This is a genomic window from Mesorhizobium sp. M0621 (genome assembly GCF_040320745.1).
Classification (GTDB): Bacteria; Pseudomonadota; Alphaproteobacteria; order Rhizobiales; family Rhizobiaceae; genus Mesorhizobium.
The window spans coordinates 142115-161679 of record NZ_JAMYQF010000002.1 but is presented as its reverse complement, the minus strand read 5'-3'; the positions used below and the strand labels follow the sequence as shown (position 1 = coordinate 161679).

The 19565-nt window shown below is 62.2% G+C and carries 19 protein-coding genes and 1 tRNA gene; 8 read left to right on the top strand and 12 right to left on the bottom strand.

Features of this window, described 5'->3' with window-relative positions:
* The first annotated feature begins 19 nt into the window (after positions 1 to 19).
* Positions 20 to 2047 (top strand): aldo/keto reductase, encoded by a 2028-nt coding sequence (locus tag NKI38_RS02300; RefSeq protein ID WP_352654458.1) that lies wholly within the window; start codon positions 20 to 22, stop codon positions 2045 to 2047.
* 29 nt (positions 2048 to 2076) lie between these two features.
* Here the strand turns inward: NKI38_RS02300 and NKI38_RS02295 are convergent, their stop codons facing one another.
* Entirely contained in the window at positions 2077 to 3123 is a 1047-nt protein-coding gene (locus tag NKI38_RS02295) for an AraC family ligand binding domain-containing protein (RefSeq protein ID WP_502899237.1), read from the bottom strand.
* Positions 3124 to 3198: 75 nt separating this feature from the next.
* Here NKI38_RS02295 and NKI38_RS02290 point away from each other — a divergent pair, with 75 nt between their 5' ends.
* The 6 genes from NKI38_RS02290 (at position 3199) to NKI38_RS02265 (ending at position 12199) form a co-directional block, all read left to right on the top strand.
* The gene (locus tag NKI38_RS02290; RefSeq protein ID WP_352654454.1) at positions 3199 to 4665 is read left to right on the top strand and encodes an alpha-glucosidase/alpha-galactosidase; all 1467 of its coding nucleotides are present in this window, start codon (positions 3199 to 3201) and stop codon (positions 4663 to 4665) included.
* A 119-nt stretch (positions 4666 to 4784) separates the two neighbouring features.
* Positions 4785 to 6869: an ABC transporter substrate-binding protein gene (locus NKI38_RS02285; RefSeq protein WP_352654452.1), complete on the top strand. Its 2085-nt coding sequence runs from the start codon at positions 4785 to 4787 to the stop codon at positions 6867 to 6869.
* A 112-nt stretch (positions 6870 to 6981) separates the two neighbouring features.
* The gene (locus NKI38_RS02280) at positions 6982 to 7989 is read left to right on the top strand and encodes an ABC transporter permease (protein ID WP_352654450.1); all 1008 of its coding nucleotides are present in this window, start codon (positions 6982 to 6984) and stop codon (positions 7987 to 7989) included.
* Between the two features lie 2 nt (positions 7990 to 7991).
* A complete protein-coding gene (locus NKI38_RS02275; RefSeq protein WP_352654448.1) occupies positions 7992 to 9131 on the top strand; it encodes an ABC transporter permease in 1140 nt (379 codons plus the stop codon).
* Between the two features lie 10 nt (positions 9132 to 9141).
* On the top strand, positions 9142 to 10809 hold the full coding sequence (locus NKI38_RS02270) for an ABC transporter ATP-binding protein (protein WP_352654446.1): 1668 nt from the start codon (positions 9142 to 9144) through the stop codon (positions 10807 to 10809).
* A gap of 19 nt (positions 10810 to 10828) precedes the next feature.
* A complete protein-coding gene (locus tag NKI38_RS02265) occupies positions 10829 to 12199 on the top strand; it encodes an alpha-glucosidase/alpha-galactosidase (protein WP_352654444.1) in 1371 nt (456 codons plus the stop codon).
* A gap of 4 nt (positions 12200 to 12203) precedes the next feature.
* On the opposite strand, the gene yacG is transcribed toward NKI38_RS02265, so the two are convergent.
* From yacG to NKI38_RS02220, 9 genes are all read right to left on the bottom strand, one after another.
* A complete protein-coding gene (yacG, locus tag NKI38_RS02260; protein ID WP_352654443.1) occupies positions 12204 to 12401 on the bottom strand; it encodes a DNA gyrase inhibitor YacG in 198 nt (65 codons plus the stop codon).
* A complete protein-coding gene (locus tag NKI38_RS02255) occupies positions 12398 to 13027 on the bottom strand; it encodes a Maf-like protein (RefSeq protein ID WP_352654441.1) in 630 nt (209 codons plus the stop codon). Before NKI38_RS02255 ends, yacG begins: the two co-directional genes overlap by 4 nt.
* A 21-nt stretch (positions 13028 to 13048) precedes the next feature.
* Complete coding sequence (gene infA / locus NKI38_RS02250; protein WP_006200926.1) at positions 13049 to 13267, bottom strand: translation initiation factor IF-1; 219 nt, start codon at positions 13265 to 13267, stop codon at positions 13049 to 13051.
* A gap of 199 nt (positions 13268 to 13466) precedes the next feature.
* Positions 13467 to 13931: an arsenate-mycothiol transferase ArsC gene (locus NKI38_RS02245; RefSeq protein WP_352654562.1), complete on the bottom strand. Its 465-nt coding sequence runs from the start codon at positions 13929 to 13931 to the stop codon at positions 13467 to 13469.
* Positions 13919 to 14404, bottom strand: coding sequence for a UPF0262 family protein (locus NKI38_RS02240; RefSeq protein WP_352628419.1), 486 nt, complete (start codon positions 14402 to 14404; stop codon positions 13919 to 13921). Before NKI38_RS02240 ends, NKI38_RS02245 begins: the two co-directional genes overlap by 13 nt.
* Before the next feature lie 6 nt (positions 14405 to 14410).
* On the bottom strand, positions 14411 to 15703 hold the full coding sequence (hisD, locus tag NKI38_RS02235; protein WP_352654439.1) for a histidinol dehydrogenase: 1293 nt from the start codon (positions 15701 to 15703) through the stop codon (positions 14411 to 14413).
* 7 nt (positions 15704 to 15710) lie between these two features.
* Positions 15711 to 16145, bottom strand: a complete 435-nt coding sequence (locus tag NKI38_RS02230) for a DUF2948 family protein (RefSeq protein WP_352628415.1) — start codon at positions 16143 to 16145, stop codon at positions 15711 to 15713.
* Positions 16146 to 16236: 91 nt separating this feature from the next.
* Entirely contained in the window at positions 16237 to 17529 is a 1293-nt protein-coding gene (gene murA / locus NKI38_RS02225; RefSeq protein WP_352654437.1) for a UDP-N-acetylglucosamine 1-carboxyvinyltransferase, read from the bottom strand.
* 146 nt (positions 17530 to 17675) lie between these two features.
* Complete coding sequence (locus tag NKI38_RS02220; protein WP_352654573.1) at positions 17676 to 17888, bottom strand: hypothetical protein; 213 nt, start codon at positions 17886 to 17888, stop codon at positions 17676 to 17678.
* A 125-nt stretch (positions 17889 to 18013) separates the two neighbouring features.
* Here NKI38_RS02220 and NKI38_RS02215 point away from each other — a divergent pair.
* Positions 18014 to 18088 (top strand) — tRNA-Thr (locus NKI38_RS02215).
* A 245-nt stretch (positions 18089 to 18333) separates the two neighbouring features.
* On the opposite strand, the gene NKI38_RS02210 is transcribed toward NKI38_RS02215, so the two are convergent.
* Together NKI38_RS02210 and NKI38_RS02205 are read right to left on the bottom strand one after the other, a co-directional pair.
* Positions 18334 to 18765 carry a YybH family protein gene (locus NKI38_RS02210; protein ID WP_352628409.1) on the bottom strand — a complete coding sequence of 144 codons (432 nt, stop codon included), beginning with the start codon at positions 18763 to 18765 and terminating at the stop codon, positions 18334 to 18336.
* Between the two features lie 229 nt (positions 18766 to 18994).
* Positions 18995 to 19519 carry an OsmC family protein gene (locus NKI38_RS02205; protein ID WP_352654436.1) on the bottom strand — a complete coding sequence of 175 codons (525 nt, stop codon included), beginning with the start codon at positions 19517 to 19519 and terminating at the stop codon, positions 18995 to 18997.
* Positions 19520 to 19565: the final 46 nt, after the last annotated feature.

The following is a 19565-nucleotide window of genomic DNA, read 5'->3' as shown; positions in this document are numbered from 1 at the left end:
GCCTCCAAGGAGAATGACAATGACTGCAACCACGCCCATTCGCTGGGGCATTCTCGGTCCGGGCAGCATCGCCCAGTCCTTTGCCGGCGGCGTGGCCGATTCGCGCACTGGAAAGCTGGTCGCCATCGGTGCCCGCAATCCCGCCAAGCCTGGCCTCGCCGAGAGTTTTCCCGGCGCCCGCATCCTCGACGGCTACGATGCCTTGCTCGCCGATCCCGACGTCGACGCGGTCTACATTTCGATACCGCATCCCGGCCATGCGCAATGGGCGATCAAGGCGGCCGAGGCCGGAAAGCATGTGCTGTGCGAAAAGCCGCTAGCGCTGACCGCCTTCGAGGCCGACGCCATGATGCATGCCGCGCGCAAGGCCGGCACGTTTCTCGGCGAAGCCTTCATGTACCGCCTGCATCCGCAGACGCTGAAGTTGGTCGAGCTGATCAGGTCTGGTGTCATCGGCGAGATCAGGATGATCAAGTCGAGTTTCGGCTTCGCCATGCCGCGCTTCATGCCGGAACACCGGCTCTATGCCAATGATCTCGCCGGCGGCGGCATTCTTGACGTCGGCGGCTATCCCGTCTCGATGGTGCGGTTGATTGCCGGCGCCGCAGCCGGAAAACCCTTCGCCGAGCCTGACAAGGTGGTCGGCACTGCCCATCTTGGCCAGTCCGGCGTCGACGAATGGGCCTCGGCGCTGCTGCATTTCCCGGGTGGCATTGTCGCCGAAGTCTCCTGCAGCATCTCGCTTAACCAGGACAATGTTCTGCGCATCCTCGGCACCAAAGGCCGCATCGAGGTGCCGGACTTCTGGTTCGCCGGCGGCAACCGCGACGTTGGTCTCGGCCAAATCGACGTCATTGCATCCGATGGCACGCGCGAGACCATCAGCGTCAACGAGAAGCGCCATGTCTATTCTTTCGAGGTCGACGCAGCCGGTGAGGCCATCCGCGCCGGGCGGCAGGAATTCGCCTGGCCGGGCATGGCCTGGGCGGAAAGCCTCGGCACCTTGCGTGTGCTGGACAGATGGCGGGCGGCAGCCGGCCTCGAATACGAGATCGAGAAGGCCCAGCAACGCACCAACACCATTTCCGGCCGGCCTCTGCGGTTCGGCGGCACGGCGATCGCAAAGCGCACTATTCCCGGCCTGTCGAAGCCGGCGTCGGTGGTGGCGCTCGGCTTTGAGGATTTCCGCACGTTTTCCTCAGGCTCGATCCTGCTCGACGCCTTTTTCGAGGCTGGCGGCAATCTGTTCGATACGGGCTATGTCTACGGCGCCGGCTATACCGAGAAGCTGCTTGGCGAGTGGTTGAAAAACCGCGGCGTGCGCGCGCAATCGGTGATCATCGCCAAGGGCGCGCATTCGCCGCTCTGCTATCCCGACGTGATCGGCAAGCAGCTCGACCAGTCGCTCGACCGCCTGCAGACCGACCACGTCGATGTCTATTTCATGCACCGCGACAATCCGGATGTGCCGGTCGGCGAATTCGTCGATGCGATGGATCGCGAGGTGAAGGCTGGCTGCATCCGCGGCCCATTCGGCGGCTCGAACTGGACGATGGAACGCATGGATGAGGCCATTGCCTATGCCGAACGCACCGGCAAGCAAAAGCCCGGCGCGCTGTCCAATAATTTCTCGCTGGCCGAAATGCTGGAGCCGATCTGGGCTGGCTGCGTCACGTCCTCCACGGATGCGTGGAAGGCCTGGCTGACATCCAGGCAGATGCCGAATTTCGCCTGGTCGAGCCAGGGGCGTGGCTTCTTCACCGATCGCGCCGGACGCGACAAGCACGACAATGAGGAACTGGTGCGGGTCTGGTACTCGGAGCGGAATTTCGGCCGCCGCGACCGAGCGATCGAACTTGCCGCGAGACTGAGCAAGAGCCCAATCCATATAGCGCTCGCCTATGTGCTCGCTCAGCCCTTTCCATCCATCCCACTGATCGGGCCGCGCACGCTTGACGAGTTGGACGACAGCCTACTCGCCCTCGACATCACGCTTTCACCGGCCGATCTCGAATGGCTGGATGGCGGCAGTCTGCGCGCTGCCTAGTTTAGCTGCCTTGTTCAACAGCGGCGACGTCAGGTCTCGTCATCGGAGACCCTGACGCCGCGCCTGGCCGGCGTTCGCATGTTGGCATACATACCGGTGGTGCGGAATTGGCTTGGCGTGATGCCGTAGCAGCGGCGGAAGACCTTCGAAAAATAGTTCGCGTCCTCGAAGCCGCACAGGATGGCGACTTCCTTCACCGGCAGGAAATCCGCCTTGGTCAGCAGCTTCGCCGCGCGTTGCAGGCGCTGCTGCAGCACGAATTCGGCGGGCGGCAGGCCTTCGCTCTCAGCGAAACAGCGTGAGAAATGGGCCCGGCTGAGCCCGCTGATCTGGACCAGGTCCGCCACCGGCAGCGGTTTGTCGAGATTGGCACCAATGTGATCGATGACCGGCTGCATGACACTCTGTTTTTCGGCAAAGGCGTGGGAGCCGAAGACATCGTCATAGAGCGCCATCGCAGCCTCGTAGGCTATCGCCGAAGCAGCACCCGGCGAAGCGGCCCCTTTGATCAGGCGCAGGCTGCAATCGGCAAGATGATCGATCGTCGCCGGCTGCAGCCGAAATACAGGACCAGAGACGCCGAGGATCGACTTATGGATGCGCAGCGCTTCCTCGCCGTTCATCGAAATCCAGAAATACTCCCAGCGCTCATCCCCAGCCAGCCAGTAGCGGTGGTTGTGCGGCACCAGCACCAGCAATGTGTCGTTCTTCTGAAGGCGGTAGTTGCGGTTTTCGTAGCGCAGCCGGCCGGCTCCGCTGATCGTGTGCTGGAGCACGGTGAACGGTGTCTGGCCACGCTTGCGGCCGTCCCAATCGTAGATCTCGTCCTCGCGCACCTCATAGCCCGTGCTCGTCGGCATGGCGTGCAGGCGCTGGCGACCGCGCGGCAGCGAGATCGTACGCATGGATTGTCCGTTGGCTATTAAATCATGCAGCACAAAATTACCCTCGAAAGCATAATCCTTCTCTGGTCGCGCTCGCGAATAAGCGCATAATCCCCGTCGAAAAGCGAGAGAGATCCGTAGTCGAGGAGCGGACGGGGAGGTTGGCAGGCCGGATTCCGGCTTGTCACGCATACATGTCACGGCATGTGGCTACAACTTCCCATTGTCATTCCTTGCCTGCAATTCGAATGGAATGAGGTGCGGCTGATGAGTTTCAAAATCGCTATCATCGGTGCAGGCAGCGTCGGCTTCACCAAGAAATTGTTCACCGACATCCTGTGCGTGCCCGAATTCAAGGACATCGAATTCGCGTTGACCGACGTCAGCGAGCACAATCTCCAGATGATCAAGGCGATCCTCGACAGGATCGTCGAGGCAAACAGGTTGCCGACCAAGGTGACGGCGACCACCGACCGCCGCAAGGCACTGGAAGGTGCTCGCTATGTCATCAGCTGCGTGCGGGTCGGCGGTCTGGAAGCCTATGCCGACGATATCCGCATTCCCCTGAAATATGGCATCGACCAGTGCGTCGGCGATACGATCTGCGCCGGCGGCATTCTCTATGGCCAGCGCAACATCCCGGTGATCCTGGATTTCTGCAAGGACATCCGCGAGGTCGCCGAGACGAACGTCAAATTCCTGAACTATGCCAACCCGATGGCGATGAACACTTGGGCAGCGATCGAATACGGCAAGGTCGACACTGTCGGGCTCTGCCACGGGGTCCAGCACGGAGCCGAGCAGATCGCCGAGGTCCTCGGCGCGAAGTCCAGGCAGGAACTCGACTATGTCTGTTCCGGCATTAACCACCAGACCTGGTTCATCGACCTGCGCCTGAACGGCCGCCCCATCGGCAAGGATGAATTGGTGGCCGCCTTCGAGGCGCATCCGGTCTATTCGCAACAGGAGAAGTTGCGCATCGATGTCCTGAAGCGCTTCGGCGTCTATTCGACCGAAAGCAACGGCCATCTTTCCGAATATCTGCCCTGGTATCGCAAACGTCCCGACGAGATTACGCGCTGGATCGACATGTCCGACTGGATCCACGGTGAAACGGGTGGTTATCTTCGTTACTCCACCGAAACCCGCAACTGGTTCGAGACGGAGTATCCGCAGTTCCTCGAAGCGGCGTCAAAGCCGATCGACCAGGAGAAGCGCTCCAACGAGCATGCCAGCCACATATTGGAGGCGCTGGAGACCAACCGTGTTTATCGCGGCCACTTCAATGTCAAGAACGATGGGGTGATCACCAACCTGCCGCAGGATGCCATCATCGAGTCGCCCGGCTTCGTCGACCGTTTCGGCATCAACATGGCTGCCGGCATCACGCTGCCGGAAGCCTGCGCCGCCACCTGCATCTCCTCGATCAATGTCCAGCGCATGTCGGTGCATGCGGCGATATCAGGCGACATCGATCTGTTGAAGCTCGCCGTGCTGCACGACCCGCTGGTCGGCGCGGTTTCGACGCCGGAGGAGGTCTGGCAGATGGTCGACGAAATGGTCGTCGCGCAGGCAGCATGGCTGCCGCAATACGCCCATGGGGTTCCGGCCGCCAGGGAGCGGCTGTCGACATCTCAGGTGAAGACCCGCGAGTGGGCGGGCGCCGCACGGCGCAGCGTTCGCTCGATCGAGGAATTGCGCGCCGAAAAAGCCGCGCTGAAGCAAGCCGGCTGAAACCACATGCGGTGATGGTGGATCCACGGGAGGCGGATCCACTGCCATGAAGCCTTTTGAATTCGAGGAGAAGCGGAGCAGGGCAAAACTGCTCCGAATAAACAAGAGGGAGAGAGACAGTGAGGAATTTACACAATATCGGCCTTGCTGCCGGACTGGCGCTGAGCGTCTCGGTCTCGGCACTCAATGCATACGCTTCCGAGCCGACGGTTCCACCGGCGCCAACGCCGTTCCCCGCCGAGGGCAAGATCAACTATGTCGCGCGTGACTCCATTCTGGAGTTCAAGGCGCTGCCCGAATATCACGAGCCCGACTGGGTCACCGATAAATACGTCAAGACCGGCAAGCTGCCGCCGGTCAAGGACAGGCTGCCGAAAGAGCCGCTGGTCTTCAAGACGGGCAACATGCAGGACGGCATCGGCGTCTATGGTGATACGATGCGCCATGTCATCGGCGGACGGCCGGAAGGCTGGAACTACGGCGCCGGCCAGACGCAAGGCTGGGGCGGCATCGATATAGGCCTTTCCGAATGCCTGACACGCACCGCGCCGCTGTTCCAGGTCGAGGCGAAGGACACCGAACCGCTGCCGAACCTGGCCAGGAGCTGGGACTGGTCGAAGGATGGCCACAAGCTGACCATGCACCTGGTCGAAGGCGCTAAATGGTCGGATGGCGTTGCCTTCAATGCCGACGACGTCATGTTCTACTGGGACGACGAGGTCGTCGACCCGAACGTTTCGCCGCTGAACGGAGCGACGCCGGAAACCTTCGGTGTCGGCACGACGCTGAAGAAGATCGACGACAACACCGTCGAGTGGACCTTCAAGGATGCGTTCCCGAAGCAATATCTCTATGCGATGGCCTATGGCACTTTCTGTCCCGGCCCCGCGCATATTCTGAAGCCGCAGCATCCGAAATATTCGAAGAACACCTACGACCAGTTCAAGAACGCCTTTCCGCCGGAATATATGAACCTGCCAGTGATGGGCGCCTGGGTGCCGGTCGAATACCGGCCTGACGACATCATCGTCCTGCGCCGCAACCCCTACTATTGGAAGGTCGACGAGAAGGGCAACCAGCTGCCTTACCTCAACGAGCTGCAGTACAAGCTGTCGACCTGGGCCGATCGCGACGTCCAGGCGGTCGCCGGCTCGGCCGACTTCTCCAACCTGGAACAGCCGGAGAACTTCGTCGCCTCGCTGAAGCGCGCGGCGGAAGCAAATGCGCCGGCCCGCCTGGCCTTCGGCCCGCGGCTCATCGGCTACAATCTGCGCATGAATTTTTCGGCCAATGGCTGGGGCAACCCGGACGAGCGCGGTCAGGCGATCCGCGAGCTGAACCGCAACGAGGACTTCCGCAAGGGCGTCACCATGGCGCTCGACCGCAAGGCGCTCGGCGACTCGCTGGTCAAGGGGCCGTTCACCGCCATCTATCCCGGCGGCCTGTCGTCGGGCACCAGCTTCTATGACCGCGATTCGACCGTCTACTACCCCTTCGACCTCGAGGGCGCCAAGGCCGAACTCGCCAAGGCCGGCCTCAAGGATACGGACGGCGACGGTTTCGTGAACTTCCCTTCCGGCACTGCCGGCGGCAAGAATGTCGAAATCGTAATGTTGGTCAACAACGACTACACCACCGACAAGAGCCTTGCCGAAGGCGTCGTCGCCCAGATGGAAAAGCTTGGAATTCGGGTCGTGCTCAACGGGCTCAACGGCACCCAGCGCGATGCGTCGCAATATTCCGGCCGCTTCGATTGGCTGGTCCGACGCAACGAACAGGAACTGACGTCGGTGGTGCAGAACACCGTGCAGCTTGTCCCGGTCGGTCCACGCACCAGTTGGGACCATCGTGCGCCGGAAAACGGCGAGGTCGATCTGATGCCGTTCGAAAAGGACCTCGTCGACATCGTCAACAAGTTCGTCTCGACGCAGGACAATGACCAGCGCGCCAGCCTGATGAAACAATTCCAGAAGATCTCGACGGAGCACGTCTACAATGTCGGCCTGACGGAATATCCTGGCGCGCTGATCGTCAACAAGCGTTTCTCGAACATCCCGCAGGGCACGCCGATCTTCATGTTCAACTGGGCCGAGGACTCGATCATCCGCGAACGCGTCTTTGTCGCGGCCGACAAGCAGGCGAAATACGAATTGTTCCCTGAGGAGCTGCCCGGCAAGCCCGGAGAAAAAGGTCCGATGAATTAGGTTTACCTCCCCTGACCGAGAGAATTCGGGCCGCGCCCCCGGCGGGGCCCGACAAAACCAACCTCCGGACGCAACCACAGGCGCGATCGGCGAGACAAGAAACGGACCGTCCATGTTGCGATTCCTGCTCACGCGCATAGCGTCGGCGCTACCGGTCCTCGCTATTCTGAGCCTAGTCACCTTCGCCATCATCCAGGCGCCGCCGGGCGACTATGCCGACTACATCCGCTCGCAGGCGATCAACCAGGGCGGCGCCTCCTTCGCCGAGGCCGACGCGCAGGCCCAGGCCTATCGCATCGAGCATGGCCTCGATAAGCCGCTGCCCGTGCAGTATCTCAACTGGATCGGCGGCATCGTCACCCGCGGCGATTTCGGCTACAGCCTCTACTACAACAAGCCGGTCGCCGATGTGGTCGGCGAGCGTTTGCCGCGCACGCTCATTCTGGCACTGGTCTGCCATCTGCTCGCCTCGGTGCTCGGCATCACATTCGGCATATGGGCGGCGACCCGGCAATACACCTGGATCGACTCGACGCTTTCGGCCATCTCCTTCCTCGGCATGACGGTGCCGCGTTTCCTGATGGCGCTGATCATCGTCTATCTCCTGGTCTTCCAGTTCAACGTGTCAGAGATCGGCAGCTTCTTCTCGCCGCAATATGGCGGCGCTCCGTGGTCGTGGGCCAAATTCGTCGACCTGGTCAAGCATGTCTGGCCGGTCGTGGCGATCGCCACATTCGGCGGCCTCGCCTACAATATGCGTGTCATGCGCGGCAATCTGCTCGACACGCTCAACGCGCAATATGTCGAGACGGCCAGGGCCAAGGGGTTGACTGGCACTGCTGTCGTCATGCGTCACGCCGTGCCCAACGCGCTGCACCCGCTCGTCATGTATCAAGGCGTGGTGCTGCCCTACATGCTGACCGGTGAGATCGAGACGGCGATCATCTTCGCGCTGCCGACTGTCGGGCCGGCGATCGTCGGCTCCATGGCCGTCGGCGACGTCTATGTGACCGCCACCTTCATGATGGTGCTGTCGGCGACGTTGATCGTCGGCAACATCATCGCCGACATGCTGCTGGTCCTGCTCGATCCGCGCGTGCGCCAGTTCGGGGAGGGTTAGAAATGTTGGCGCGCGATCCATCACCTTCGCCTCTGCCGGCCGAGGGCCCCATCGTGGCCAGACCGGCGCGCGGCAACGAAAGCTACATCGCGCTTGTCTGGCGCCGGCTGAAGCGCTCCTGGACCGGCATGGCCGGGCTTTGGCTTGTCGTGCTCCTGTTGGTGATGGCCGTGTTCGCCGAGTTCATCGCGCCGATGGACCCGAAGGTCACGGACGTCGGCTTCGCTCCGCCGCAGGTGCCTGTTTTCCATGACAAGGACGGCGGTTTCACCGCTCGGCCGAGGGTCTATGCGCTCGCCGATTCGGCGGATCTCGATCCGGTCACCTTCCAGCCTGTCGTTGGTCCTGACTATGACCATCCGAGGCTGCTTGGTTTCTTTGCGCACGGCGCACCCTACAAGCTGTTTGGGCTCATCCCGGCGGACCGGCATTTGTTCGGCTCACTGGATGGCCAGCCGGTACATTTCCTCGGCACGGACAAATTCGGCCGCGACGTGCTGTCGCGCGCCATCCATGGCTCGCGCGTCTCGCTGATGATCGCGCTGACGGTCGTCTTCATCATCACCGTCATCGGCACCACCGTCGGCATGGTCTCCGGCTATTTTGGCGGCAGGTTCGATGTCTGGATGCAGCGTTTCGTGGAACTCGTGCTCGCTTTCCCGCAACTGCCGCTTTACCTGGCGCTGACGACATTGATCCCGGTTACTGCTCCCACCAATGTCTTCCTCGCTTTCGTCATCATCGTCATGTCGGCACTGGGCTGGGCGCAGATGTCGCGCGAGGTGCGCGGCAAGACTTTGGCGCTGGCGCGGATCGAGTATGTGCGAGCCGCCATGGCGGTCGGCGCCACCGACCGGCGCATCATCATGCAGCACATTTTCCCCAACGTGATGAGCCATGTGATCGTCGCCGTCACGCTGGCGATCCCGACGGTGGTGCTGCTCGAATCCTTCCTCGGGTTCCTCGGCTTCGCCGTCAAGCCGCCGCTGATCTCGTGGGGCCTGATGCTGCAGGACACCGCGACCTATTCCGTCATCGGCACCTATCCCTGGATCCTGTCGCCGGTCGGTTTCGTGCTCGTCACCGTCTTTGCCTTCAACGCGCTGGGCGACGGCCTGCGCGACGCCGTCGATCCCTATTGAGGTGGCACAGATGACCGTCGCGCTCGCCGAATCCTTCGCACCAACCGTTCGTCACGACCATGATGGACGCCAGGACCAACCCGTCATCGACGCCCGCAACGTCGCCGTGGCCTTCAAGGTCGAGCATGGCGTCGTCGACGCGGTCAAGGACATCTCGTTCCAGCTCTATCGCGGCGAGACCATCGCAATCGTCGGCGAATCCGGTTCCGGCAAGTCGGTGACGGCGCGCACCGTCATGGGCCTGCTGTCGCGGCGCGCCACGGTGTCGCCCGGGTCGAGCGTCTGTTATGACGGGCAAAACATCCTGAAATTTCCCGAGAGCGCCCGGCGCAAGCTGCGCGGCAACCGCATCTCGATGATCTTCCAGGAGCCGATGAGCTCGCTCAACCCGATCTATACGGTCGGCAGCCAGATCGTCGAGGCGATCAGGGTGCATCGCAAGGTCAGCCGCAAGCAGGCGTGGGCGCGAGCACTCGAACTTCTGCAGCACGTGCAGATTCCCGATCCGGCCGCGCGGCTCAGGCAATACCCGCATCAGCTCTCAGGCGGACAGCGCCAGCGGGTGATGATCGCCATGGCGCTGGCCAACAATCCCGATGTTCTGATCGCCGATGAGCCGACCACGGCGCTCGACGTCACCGTCCAGGCGCAGATCCTGAACCTGATCCGCAGCCTGCAGAAAGAGCTGCGCATGGCGGTGATCCTGATCACCCACGACCTGACCGTGGTGCGCCAGTTCTCCGACTACGTCTATGTCATGCAGCATGGCGAAATGTGCGAGCACAACGTGACCGAACGGCTCTTTGCCGATCCGCGGCATCCCTATACGCGGCGACTGCTGGCTTCCGAGCCGCGCGGGCAGCCGAAACCGCTGCCTGAGGGCTGCGGCACCATTCTCGAGGCGAGCGGCGTGCGCGTCTCATTCATGCTGCGCCACGGCACCTTCCTGAAACCGGACTGGCGAGAACTGGTCGCCGTCGACGATCTCAGCCTCAGCCTGTGTCGCCACGAGACGCTGGGGCTGGTCGGCGAGTCCGGCTCCGGCAAGACCACCTTCGGCCAGACCCTGCTGAGGTTGATCGACGCCAAGCGTGGCGAGATCCGTTTCGACGGCCAGCCGATCCACGGCCTGTCGCGGGCCGAGATGCGGCCGCTGCGCTCGCGCATGCAGATCGTCTTCCAGGATCCGTTCTCCTCGCTCAACCCGCGCATGACGATCGGCCAGATCATCGAGGAAGGGCTGATCGTCAACAGCATAGGGGCGAGCCGACGCGAGCGGGTCGAACGGGTGCGCGAGGCGCTGGTCAGCGCCGGCATGCCCGGCGATATACTGTCGCGGTTTCCGCACGAATTCTCCGGCGGCCAGCGCCAACGCATCGCTATCGCCCGCGCTATAGCGCTCGAACCCGAATTCATCCTGCTCGACGAGCCGACCTCGGCGCTGGACCTCTCCGTCCAGGCGCAGATCATCGACCTGCTGCGCAAGCTGCAGGACGAGCGCGGCCTCAGCTACCTCTTCATCTCGCACGACCTCAAGGTGGTGCGCGCGCTGTGCCATCGCGTGATCGTCATGCAGAACGGCAAGATCGTCGAGCAGGGCCCCGTCGACGACGTCCTGTCCAATCCCAAGACCGCCTACACCGAACGGCTCGTCAGGGCCGCTTTCGACGTGGCCTGAACATATGCCGGAGGTTAGCATGGCAAGAAATCCCAAGATCACGTTCATCGGCGCCGGCTCGACGGTGTTCATGAAGAACATTGTCGGTGACGTGCTGCAGCGCCCGTCGCTTTCCGGCGCGACGATCGCGTTGATGGACGTCAATCCGCAACGACTGGAAGAGAGCGCCATCGTCGTCAACAAGCTGATCGCGACGCTCGGCGTCAAGGCGAAGACCGAGACCCATTCGGACCAGCGCAAGGCGCTTGCCGGTGCTGATTTCGTCGTCGTCGCCTTCCAGATCGGCGGCTACGAGCCCTGCACGGTCACCGATTTCGAAGTGCCGAAGAAATACGGCCTGCGCCAGACGATCGCCGACACGCTCGGCGTCGGTGGCATCATGCGTGGCCTCAGGACCGTGCCGCATCTGTGGAAGGTCTGCGAGGACATGCTCGCCGTCTGCCCGCGGGCGATCATGCTGCAATACGTCAACCCGATGGCGATCAACACCTGGGCGATAGCGGAGAAATACCCTGACATCAGGCAGGTCGGCCTCTGCCATTCGGTGCAGGGCACGGCAATGGAGCTGGCGCACGATCTCGACCTTCCCTACGAAGAGATCCGCTATCGCTCGGCCGGCATCAACCACATGGCGTTCTATCTCAGCTTCGAGCATCTCCAGCCGGACGGTTCCTACCGCAATCTCTATCCCGATCTCGTGCGCGCCTATCGCGAAGGCCGCGCGCCGAAGCCCGGCTGGAACCCGCGCTGCCCCAACAAGGTGCGCTACGAGATGCTGACCAGGCTCGGCTATTTCGTCACCGAGAGTTCGGAGCATTTCGCCGAATACACGCCCTATTTCATCAAGAACGGACGCCCGGACCTGATCGAGAAGTACGGCATCCCGCTGGATGAGTATCCCAAGCGCTGCATCGAACAGATCGAGCGCTGGAAGGGGCAGGCGGAAGCCTACCGCTCGGCCGACCGCATCGAGGTCGAGCAGTCCCGGGAATATGCCTCCTCGATCATGAATTCGGTCTGGACCGGCGAACCTTCGGTGATCTACGGCAATGTCCGCAACAATGGCTGCATCACCTCGCTGCCCAGGGATTGTGCCGCCGAAGTGCCGTGCCTAGTCGATGCCTCCGGCATCCAGCCGACTTATATCGGCGAGCTGCCGCCGCAATTGACCGCGCTGATCCGCACCAACATCAACGTGCAGGAACTGACCGTGCGGGCGCTGATGACGGAGAACCGCGAACACATCTATCATGCCGCGATGATGGATCCGCACACCGCGGCCGAACTCGATCTCGACCAGATCTGGTCACTGGTCGACGATCTTCTCGCGGCTCATGGCGATTGGCTGCCGGCCTGGGCGCGCGTGAGGCGCAAGAACGAGGCAGCCTGAGGACCTATTTCGGATCGACGGGGTCCGTCTCTTCCTCGTCGTCGCGGGCCTTGATGACATAGGCGCCCTTCAGCCAGCGGTTGAGGTCGATGTCCTTGCAGCGCGTCGAGCAGAACGGAAAGGTGTCGCGCGCCGAGGGCTTGCCGCATTCGGGGCAGGGGCGCTTTGGCCGCAGTTGCGTGACCTTGTCGTCCATGCTCATAGCCGGGTTCCCGCCAGCCATCCGCCATGCACTTTGAAGCCTTCGCCGCTCAACAGCGCCACCGTCTCATAGAGCGGCAGCCCGACGACGTTGGTGTAGGAACCGACCAGCTTGACGACAAACGCCCCGGCGAGACCCTGGACGGCGTAGCCGCCGGCCTTGCCGCGCCATTCGCCCGACGCGACATAGGCGTCGATCTCTTCGCGCGGCAGCCGCTTGAAGCGCACCCGCGTCTCGACCAGCCGCTGACGCAGCTTGCCACCTGGGGTGATCAGGCAGATGCCGGAATAGACCCGGTGCGAACGGCCCGACAACAGCCCGAGGCAGTTGGCAGCGTCGTCGAGGGTTTCTGCCTTGGGCAGGATGCGCCGCCCGACGGCGACGACCGTATCCGCGGCCAGCACGAAGCCCGGCGCGTAGTCGGCTTCGGTTTTCAGCGACGCGAACGCCTTCTCGGCCTTTTCCTTCGACAGCCGCTTGGCCAGCGAGCGCGGATGCTCGGCACGCAGCGGCGTTTCGTCGACATCGGCCGGCAGCACGCGGTCCGGCTCGATGCCGGCCTGCTGCAAGAGCTCGATCCGGCGCGGCGAACCCGAGGCAAGCACCAGCTTCTGCAAAATGCTCATCGCGGACCAGTCGGGCTTTGCTTACTTGAAACGATAGGTGATGCGGCCCTTGGTCAAGTCGTATGGCGTCATCTCGACCAGAACCTTGTCGCCGGTCAGCACGCGGATGCGGTTCTTGCGCATGCGGCCGGCCGTATGGGCAATGATCTCATGTTCGTTTTCGAGTTTTACCCGGAACATCGCATTGGGCAACAATTCCGTCACGACACCCGGAAACTCGAGGACTTCTTCCTTCGGCATTCGATACCTTTGCTTGGATGGCAGTTCCGGCGCTTAGAGCATGATGCCGAAAAGTGTGGAGCGGTTTTCGGACGACATCATGCTCTACTTCTTGGTTTAGAGGCGGATTCAGATTTCAGGTCGAACAGACCTGAAATCATCCGACTCTAGCCGGAATTTCGGCGGAACCTATATGATAATCGTTCGCTTGTGAACACGCTTAATCCGTCGCGTTTTTTGCTTCTGGATGCAAAAAACGTCGACCTATGCGCAACTTCAGCCGCTCGCGTACGTCCCTGTAGGCCGCCATGATCTGCTCGCGCGTGCCGCCGGCATCGGTGGGATCCGGCATCGGCCAGTATTCGACTTCGACGGCGAGCGAGCGGGTGAGTTCAAGCGCCGCGTGGTGCGCTTCCGGAGCCAGCGTGACGATGAGGTCGAAATAGTCGTCCTCGAGATCGTCCATCGTCCTTGGGTGACGCTCACCCAGTGTGAGACCCTCCTCGGCCAGTACCGCATCGACGAACGGATCGCGCTCGCCGGCGCGAACGCCGGCCGAGGCGACGAAGATGGTGGTGGGCAGCATCCGCCGCGCCAGCTGCTCGGCCATCGGCGAGCGCACGACGTTCATGCCGCACAGGAACAGGATGGATCGGGGCAGCGTAGCCAGGGCTAGCCCCGCCAGTGCAGCACGCAGACCAGCGTGAACAGCCGGCGCGCCGTGTCGAAATCGATGTCGATCTTGCCGGAAAGCCGGTCCATCAGCGTCTGCGAGCCTTCATTGTGCAGGCCGCGGCGGCCCATGTCGATCGCCTCGATGTGGCTTGGCGTCGAGGATCGGATGGCGTCATAATAGCTTTCGCAGATCATGTAATAGTCCTTGACGATGCGCCTGAGCGGCGTCAGCGACAGGATATGGGTGACGACGGCATCACCATCCTCGCGCGCCACGGCAAATACCAGGCGCTGCTCGGCCAGCGACAGTTTCAGCCGATAGGGGCCGGCGCCGCTGTCATTGACGGGTTGAAAACTGTTTTCCTCGATCAGGTCGAAGATCGCCACCGCGCGTTCATGCTCGACATCGGGTGTCGAACGGCCGATCGATTCATCGAGTTCGACATCGATCAGCCTGGCGCGGGTTTGATCGGAGCCAGACATCGCGGCCTACATGTTCAGCCGTATGGCGACGGAGCGGCCATGCGCGTCAAGGCCTTCCGCCTTGGCCAGCGCAATCGCCGCCGGCGCCAAAATCCGCAACTGCTCCGGCCCAAGCTTGAGGATCGACGTGCGCTTGACGAAATCGAGCACGGAAAGGCCCGACGAGAAGCGCGCCGAGCGTGCCGTCGGCAGCACATGGTTGGAACCACCGACATAGTCGCCGATGGCTTCCGGCGTGTGGCGGCCGAGAAAGACGGCACCGGCATTGCGCATCCGCGCCAGGAAACCCTCGGCATCGTCGATGGCGAGTTCGACATGTTCGGCGGCGATGCGGTCGACCAGCGACAGCGCGGCGTCGATCGACCGAACCAGGATCACCGCGCCGAAATCGCGCCAGCTCGCGGACGCGGTCTCGGCTCTCGGCAGGCTCTGCAACTGGCGCTCGACCGCCTGTTCGACGGCGATGCCGAAAGCTGGATCGTCGGTGACCAGGATCGACTGCGCCGATGTGTCGTGCTCGGCCTGGGCCAGCAGATCGGCGGCGATCCAGTCCGGATCGTTGCTGCCGTCGGCCACGACAAGCACTTCCGACGGGCCGGCGATCATGTCGATGCCGACGGTGCCGAAGACCTGGCGCTTGGCTGCGGCGACATAGGCATTGCCGGGGCCGACGATCTTAGCGACCGGCCGGATCGTTTCGGTTCCATAGGCGAGGGCTGCGATCGCCTGCGCGCCGCCGACACGGTAGATTTCCGACACGCCGGCAATGTCGGCCGCCACCAGCACCAGCGGATTGATGATGCCGCCGGGCGCCGGCACGACCATGACGATGCGCTCGACGCCGGCCACCCTGGCCGGTACGGCGTTCATCAGCACCGAGCTTGGATAGCTCGCGGTGCCTCCCGGCACATAGAGCCCGACCGCCTCGACCGCCGTCCAGCGCCAGCCGAGCTCGACGCCGGCGGCATCCGTATAGCGATCATCCTTCGGCCGCTGCCGCTCATGGTGCGAGCGGATGCGGTCGCGCGCGAATTCCAGTGCCTCGATCGTTTTTGGGTCGGCGGCCTTGTAAGCTTGAGCGATGTCGTCCTTCGAGACGGCGATGCCTAATCCAGCCAGATCGGCGCGATCGAATTTCTGTGAATAGTGGATCAGCGCCGCGTCGCCTTCGGCGCGCACGCGCGCGATGATGTCGCGCACCGCGGCGTCGACATCGGCGGACACTTCCCGCTTGGTCAGGAGGAAGGCGGCGAAACGCTGCTCGAAATCGGCGTCGGACTGACGAAGCGTGATGGCCATTGGAGGTTCAGGCCTTGTGGATGGGGCGCGAGGTGGCTTCCCACGCGCCGCCGACGTCGGCAAGGCGGGCCTCGATGCACTCGACATCGAGCATGATCGTGCCGCCGCCCGCAAAGATCAGCTCGACGATACCGGCAGGCTTGCTGATCTCGATGAAGCTGATCGCCAGCAGGGATAGGACCTCAGCCGGCTTGTCGCGGGCGATGCCGCTGGTCTTGGCGCCGAGCACGCGGTCGAAATGCAGCACGGCCTGCCGCCGCTCATTGTGCTGGCGAAACAGGCCGGATTTGGCCTCCCAGACGAAACGGTTCATGGTCAGAAGGAAACGCTTGGCCGCAGGCAGGAATTCGAGGTCGCTGACCTTCATCACGGCGTCCTGGACATGGGCCGAAACGATGCTCAGATCCTGATCGTCGAGCGCGATAAGCTTAAGGGCAGTCATGCGGATTTCGCACCTGAAGGTTGATAACTGAACCTTCTGTTAGGCGGTCTTTCCCGTCCGCGCAACCGCACCGCAAGGCCTTGCGATTGGCCTATGCGGAAATCCGCTCGATCACCGCGCCGCAGTTGGACAGCTTTTCCTCCAGTCGCTCGAAGCCGCGGTCGAGATGGTAGACACGGTTGACCGTCGTCTCGCCTTCGGCTGCCAGGCCGGCAATGACCAGCGACACCGAGGCGCGAAGATCGGTCGCCATCACCGGCGCGCCCTTCAGCTTCGGCACGCCATCGACGATCGCCGTCTGGCCCGAAAGCGTGATGTGGGCGCCGAGCCGGGCCAGTTCCTGCACATGCATGAAGCGGTTTTCGAAGATCGTCTCGGTGATGCGCGACTTGCCCTTGGCCATAGTCATCAGGCCCATGAACTGCGCCTGCAAATCGGTCGGGAAGGCCGGGAACGGTGCCGTCGTCACGTCGACCGGCGAAATGCCGGCGCCGTTGCGCCTGACGCGAATGCCGGAATTGGTCGGCGTGATCTCGGTGCCGGTCTGGGCAATAACGTCGAGCGCGGTCTGCAGCAGCTCCGGCCGCGCGCCTTCGAGCACGACGTCGCCGCCAGTCATAGCGACGGCCATGGCATAGGTGCCGGTCTCGATGCGATCGGGAATGACACGCACGCGCGCACCCGACAGCGATTCGACGCCGTCAATGGTGATAACAGGCGTGCCGGCGCCGTAGATCTTCGCGCCCATGGCATTGAGGCACTCGGCGAGGTTCACGATCTCAGGCTCGCAAGCGGCATTTTCGAGAACCGTTTCACCCTTGGCCAGGGCGGCCGCCATCATCAGCACATGGGTGGCGCCGACCGAGACCTTCGGGAACACGTAGCGGTTGCCGACCAACCTGCCATTCCGGGTCTTGGCGATGACATAACCGGTGTCGACGTCGATATCGGCGCCCAGCGCCTGCAGGCCTTCGAGGAACAGATCGACCGGGCGCGTGCCGATGGCGCAACCGCCCGGCAGCGACACCTTGGCCTCGCCCATGCGGGCCAGCAGCGGGCCGATCACCCAGAACGACGCCCGCATCTTCGACACCAGCTCGTAGGGGGCCGTCGTGTCGACGATGTTGCGGGCGGAGAAATTGATGGTGCGCGAATAGCCCTCATTCTGCTTTTCGCGGCGGCCATTGACCGAATAGTCGACGCCGTGATTGCCGAGAATGCGGATCAACTGCTCGACATCGGCCAGATGCGGCACGTTTTCCAGCGTCAGCGTGTCGTCGGTCAAAAGCGAGGCGATCATCAGGGGCAGCGCCGCGTTTTTCGCGCCCGAGATCGGAATGCTTCCGGAGAGCTTGTTGCCCCCGACAATTCTGATGCGATCCATGGAAGAACGTCCCTCTCGGCCAAAAAGGCCGGTTCAATCGTTTGAGTAGCGGCCCGTCTAGACCATTGGCCGGCTTGGTTCAAGAATTAGGCCGGTTCAAGAAATGGGATTTTCGCCCACTCCGGTCCAAGAGTGGCCCATTTGAGTTAATCTTTTTGTATTTCCCTTGCCGCGCCGAGCCCATCCGGCCGCTGATCCGCATCCCCGGTGCGGCGCGAGCGCGACTGCGCCTTGCGCTTCTGCAGATTCGCCCGCAATTGCTCGGCGAGCCGGTCCTTGCGGTTGATGCCGCCCTTTTTCGCTGGGATTGTCTTGTCGTTCATCGTCCCGTCCTGGCCGGCGACCAGCCAACCCGTCATTCAGGGATAGCCAACATTATGGCGCCGCCATGTCAATAAAAGCTATCCGGCAAAGCCTTTCACAGAAGCGTTGCACTTGGCCTTGCGCTTGCCGGTTCGATATGGCAGAAGCCCCGCCATCAGCGGCTGCGGTAGCTCAGTGGTAGAGCACTCCCTTGGTAAGGGAGAGGTCGAGAGTTCAATCCTCTCTCGCAGCACCATTCCAAGCCGTTGTTTGGAAACAACTATCTGACTTTATTGGTCTTTTTGCCGCCTGTCTGGTACACAGGGGTGGTACACATAAGCTTGAGAATGCTTGGACCTTGGCCACATCCGAAGATCGGCGTCTATTATCTTTGGCAACGCGCGCCCTCCGATTTGAGGGATAGGCGTTCGGGCTGGTGTCGGGCGTGTAGATTAGGCCCGACTTTCTTTTGCCGGCGGCGGCCAGCAAACACTGGTCCTCCTACTCCCCGACAATGGACGTCGGTGAGCGTACCGAGGTTATCGGATCGGCATGACGAAGGACGATCCTCCACGCGCCTTCCTCCCGGCGGAATATGGTGGTGACTCGAAGCGCAATCGGCACCAGTTTGTCGCCCCCACCGACCTTGGATTGGAACCGCTCGACCTCGATGATGTATCCCAAGTCGGCCGTCGCATACTCCGAGATGCGCTCAAAGCCGATGGCCTTGCCGTGCCGGTAATTGGTGGCGGCCCGTTCCATGGTCTCAGCGGCCTTTCTCCATCCCTTCGCCGGCGGGCCAAAGGGATTGGCAATTATGACGTCGTCCTGTCGCGAGTAGAGGCCTTTCAAGGGCTCAGGATCGCCCTTTACGAAGGCATCCAGAGCCAGATGATCCTGCTCGATAACTTTCGTTAGGTCGGAGGCTAACATCTTAACATTCCACAGTCTTGCCATGCTTCCAATTTCAAAACTTTAGAAGCGGCAACTTGTTCCGTTAGCCTGCGCTAAAATGCCTGACACCTCCCGGCAGTGGGCAGTGTCGTCGTGGGAACATGCACTGAATGGAGAACAGTGCGACAGCCGAACTGCCCCACAGGTCAGGAATCTTTGGGACAAAAGTCTGTGCGACCCATCAGACCGGGCGAGTTCTGCGACGGGATCACGCCTGCTGAATCACCAATTCGCTGGTCATGGGAATTCCTCTGAGGGCCCCAAGCACCATATTGTGCGAGATCGCGCGGTCATGAATTTTCTCCAGGTCGGCGCGCGGCGCCGAAGAACACACGGTCGCGCGCAGGTGCAGGGACACATAGCAATGCCGGGCGTCCCTGGGCGCCGTGAGCCCATCAAGTCCGTCGAACTCGCCACGCGGGTCGAATACGCCTTCCGCGACAAAATCGACTGAACGCAGATCGACCCCCGCATGCGCCGCCAGCATCGGATAGTCCGAGCCGGCACACACCGCCGCCGCGGCAAAGATCTGCTCCCAGGGAAAGACTGCGGCCGGCGAATTGTCCTTAAGACTCGCGGGTCGCTCCAGCAGCGGTGTTGTGTAAGGATCGCTTGATTGCGGGTCGAAGCGGTAGCGGGCACGGTAGGTGCCACGCACCGCGTCACCGTGTTTCTTCAGCACGGACACGATATCTTTGACCGTGCTGACGGATTCTCCGAAAACTATTGGCATTTTTACCTCCCTATGAAGTTACAATTCCACTCACTTCCTCGGTTGC

Bases quoted from the DNA above. Each gene is read 5' to 3' on its own strand.
- NKI38_RS02300 (WP_352654458.1), top strand. From the start codon at position 20: ATGACTGCAACCACGCCCATTCGCTGGGGCATTCTCGGTCCGGGCAGC.
- NKI38_RS02295 (WP_502899237.1), bottom strand. From the start codon at position 3,123: ATGCGTGACAAGCCGGAATCCGGCCTGCCAACCTCCCCGTCCGCTCCT.
- NKI38_RS02290 (WP_352654454.1), top strand. From the start codon at position 3,199: ATGAGTTTCAAAATCGCTATCATCGGTGCAGGCAGCGTCGGCTTCACC.
- NKI38_RS02280 (WP_352654450.1), top strand. From the start codon at position 6,982: ATGTTGCGATTCCTGCTCACGCGCATAGCGTCGGCGCTACCGGTCCTC.
- NKI38_RS02275 (WP_352654448.1), top strand. From the start codon at position 7,992: ATGTTGGCGCGCGATCCATCACCTTCGCCTCTGCCGGCCGAGGGCCCC.
- NKI38_RS02270 (WP_352654446.1), top strand. From the start codon at position 9,142: ATGACCGTCGCGCTCGCCGAATCCTTCGCACCAACCGTTCGTCACGAC.
- NKI38_RS02265 (WP_352654444.1), top strand. From the start codon at position 10,829: ATGGCAAGAAATCCCAAGATCACGTTCATCGGCGCCGGCTCGACGGTG.
- yacG (WP_352654443.1), bottom strand. From the start codon at position 12,401: ATGAGCATGGACGACAAGGTCACGCAACTGCGGCCAAAGCGCCCCTGC.
- NKI38_RS02255 (WP_352654441.1), bottom strand. From the start codon at position 13,027: ATGAGCATTTTGCAGAAGCTGGTGCTTGCCTCGGGTTCGCCGCGCCGG.
- infA (WP_006200926.1), bottom strand. From the start codon at position 13,267: ATGCCGAAGGAAGAAGTCCTCGAGTTTCCGGGTGTCGTGACGGAATTG.
- NKI38_RS02240 (WP_352628419.1), bottom strand. From the start codon at position 14,404: ATGTCTGGCTCCGATCAAACCCGCGCCAGGCTGATCGATGTCGAACTC.
- hisD (WP_352654439.1), bottom strand. From the start codon at position 15,703: ATGGCCATCACGCTTCGTCAGTCCGACGCCGATTTCGAGCAGCGTTTC.
- NKI38_RS02230 (WP_352628415.1), bottom strand. From the start codon at position 16,145: ATGACTGCCCTTAAGCTTATCGCGCTCGACGATCAGGATCTGAGCATC.
- murA (WP_352654437.1), bottom strand. From the start codon at position 17,529: ATGGATCGCATCAGAATTGTCGGGGGCAACAAGCTCTCCGGAAGCATT.
- NKI38_RS02220 (WP_352654573.1), bottom strand. From the start codon at position 17,888: ATGACGGGTTGGCTGGTCGCCGGCCAGGACGGGACGATGAACGACAAG.
- NKI38_RS02210 (WP_352628409.1), bottom strand. From the start codon at position 18,765: ATGTTAGCCTCCGACCTAACGAAAGTTATCGAGCAGGATCATCTGGCT.
- NKI38_RS02205 (WP_352654436.1), bottom strand. From the start codon at position 19,519: ATGCCAATAGTTTTCGGAGAATCCGTCAGCACGGTCAAAGATATCGTG.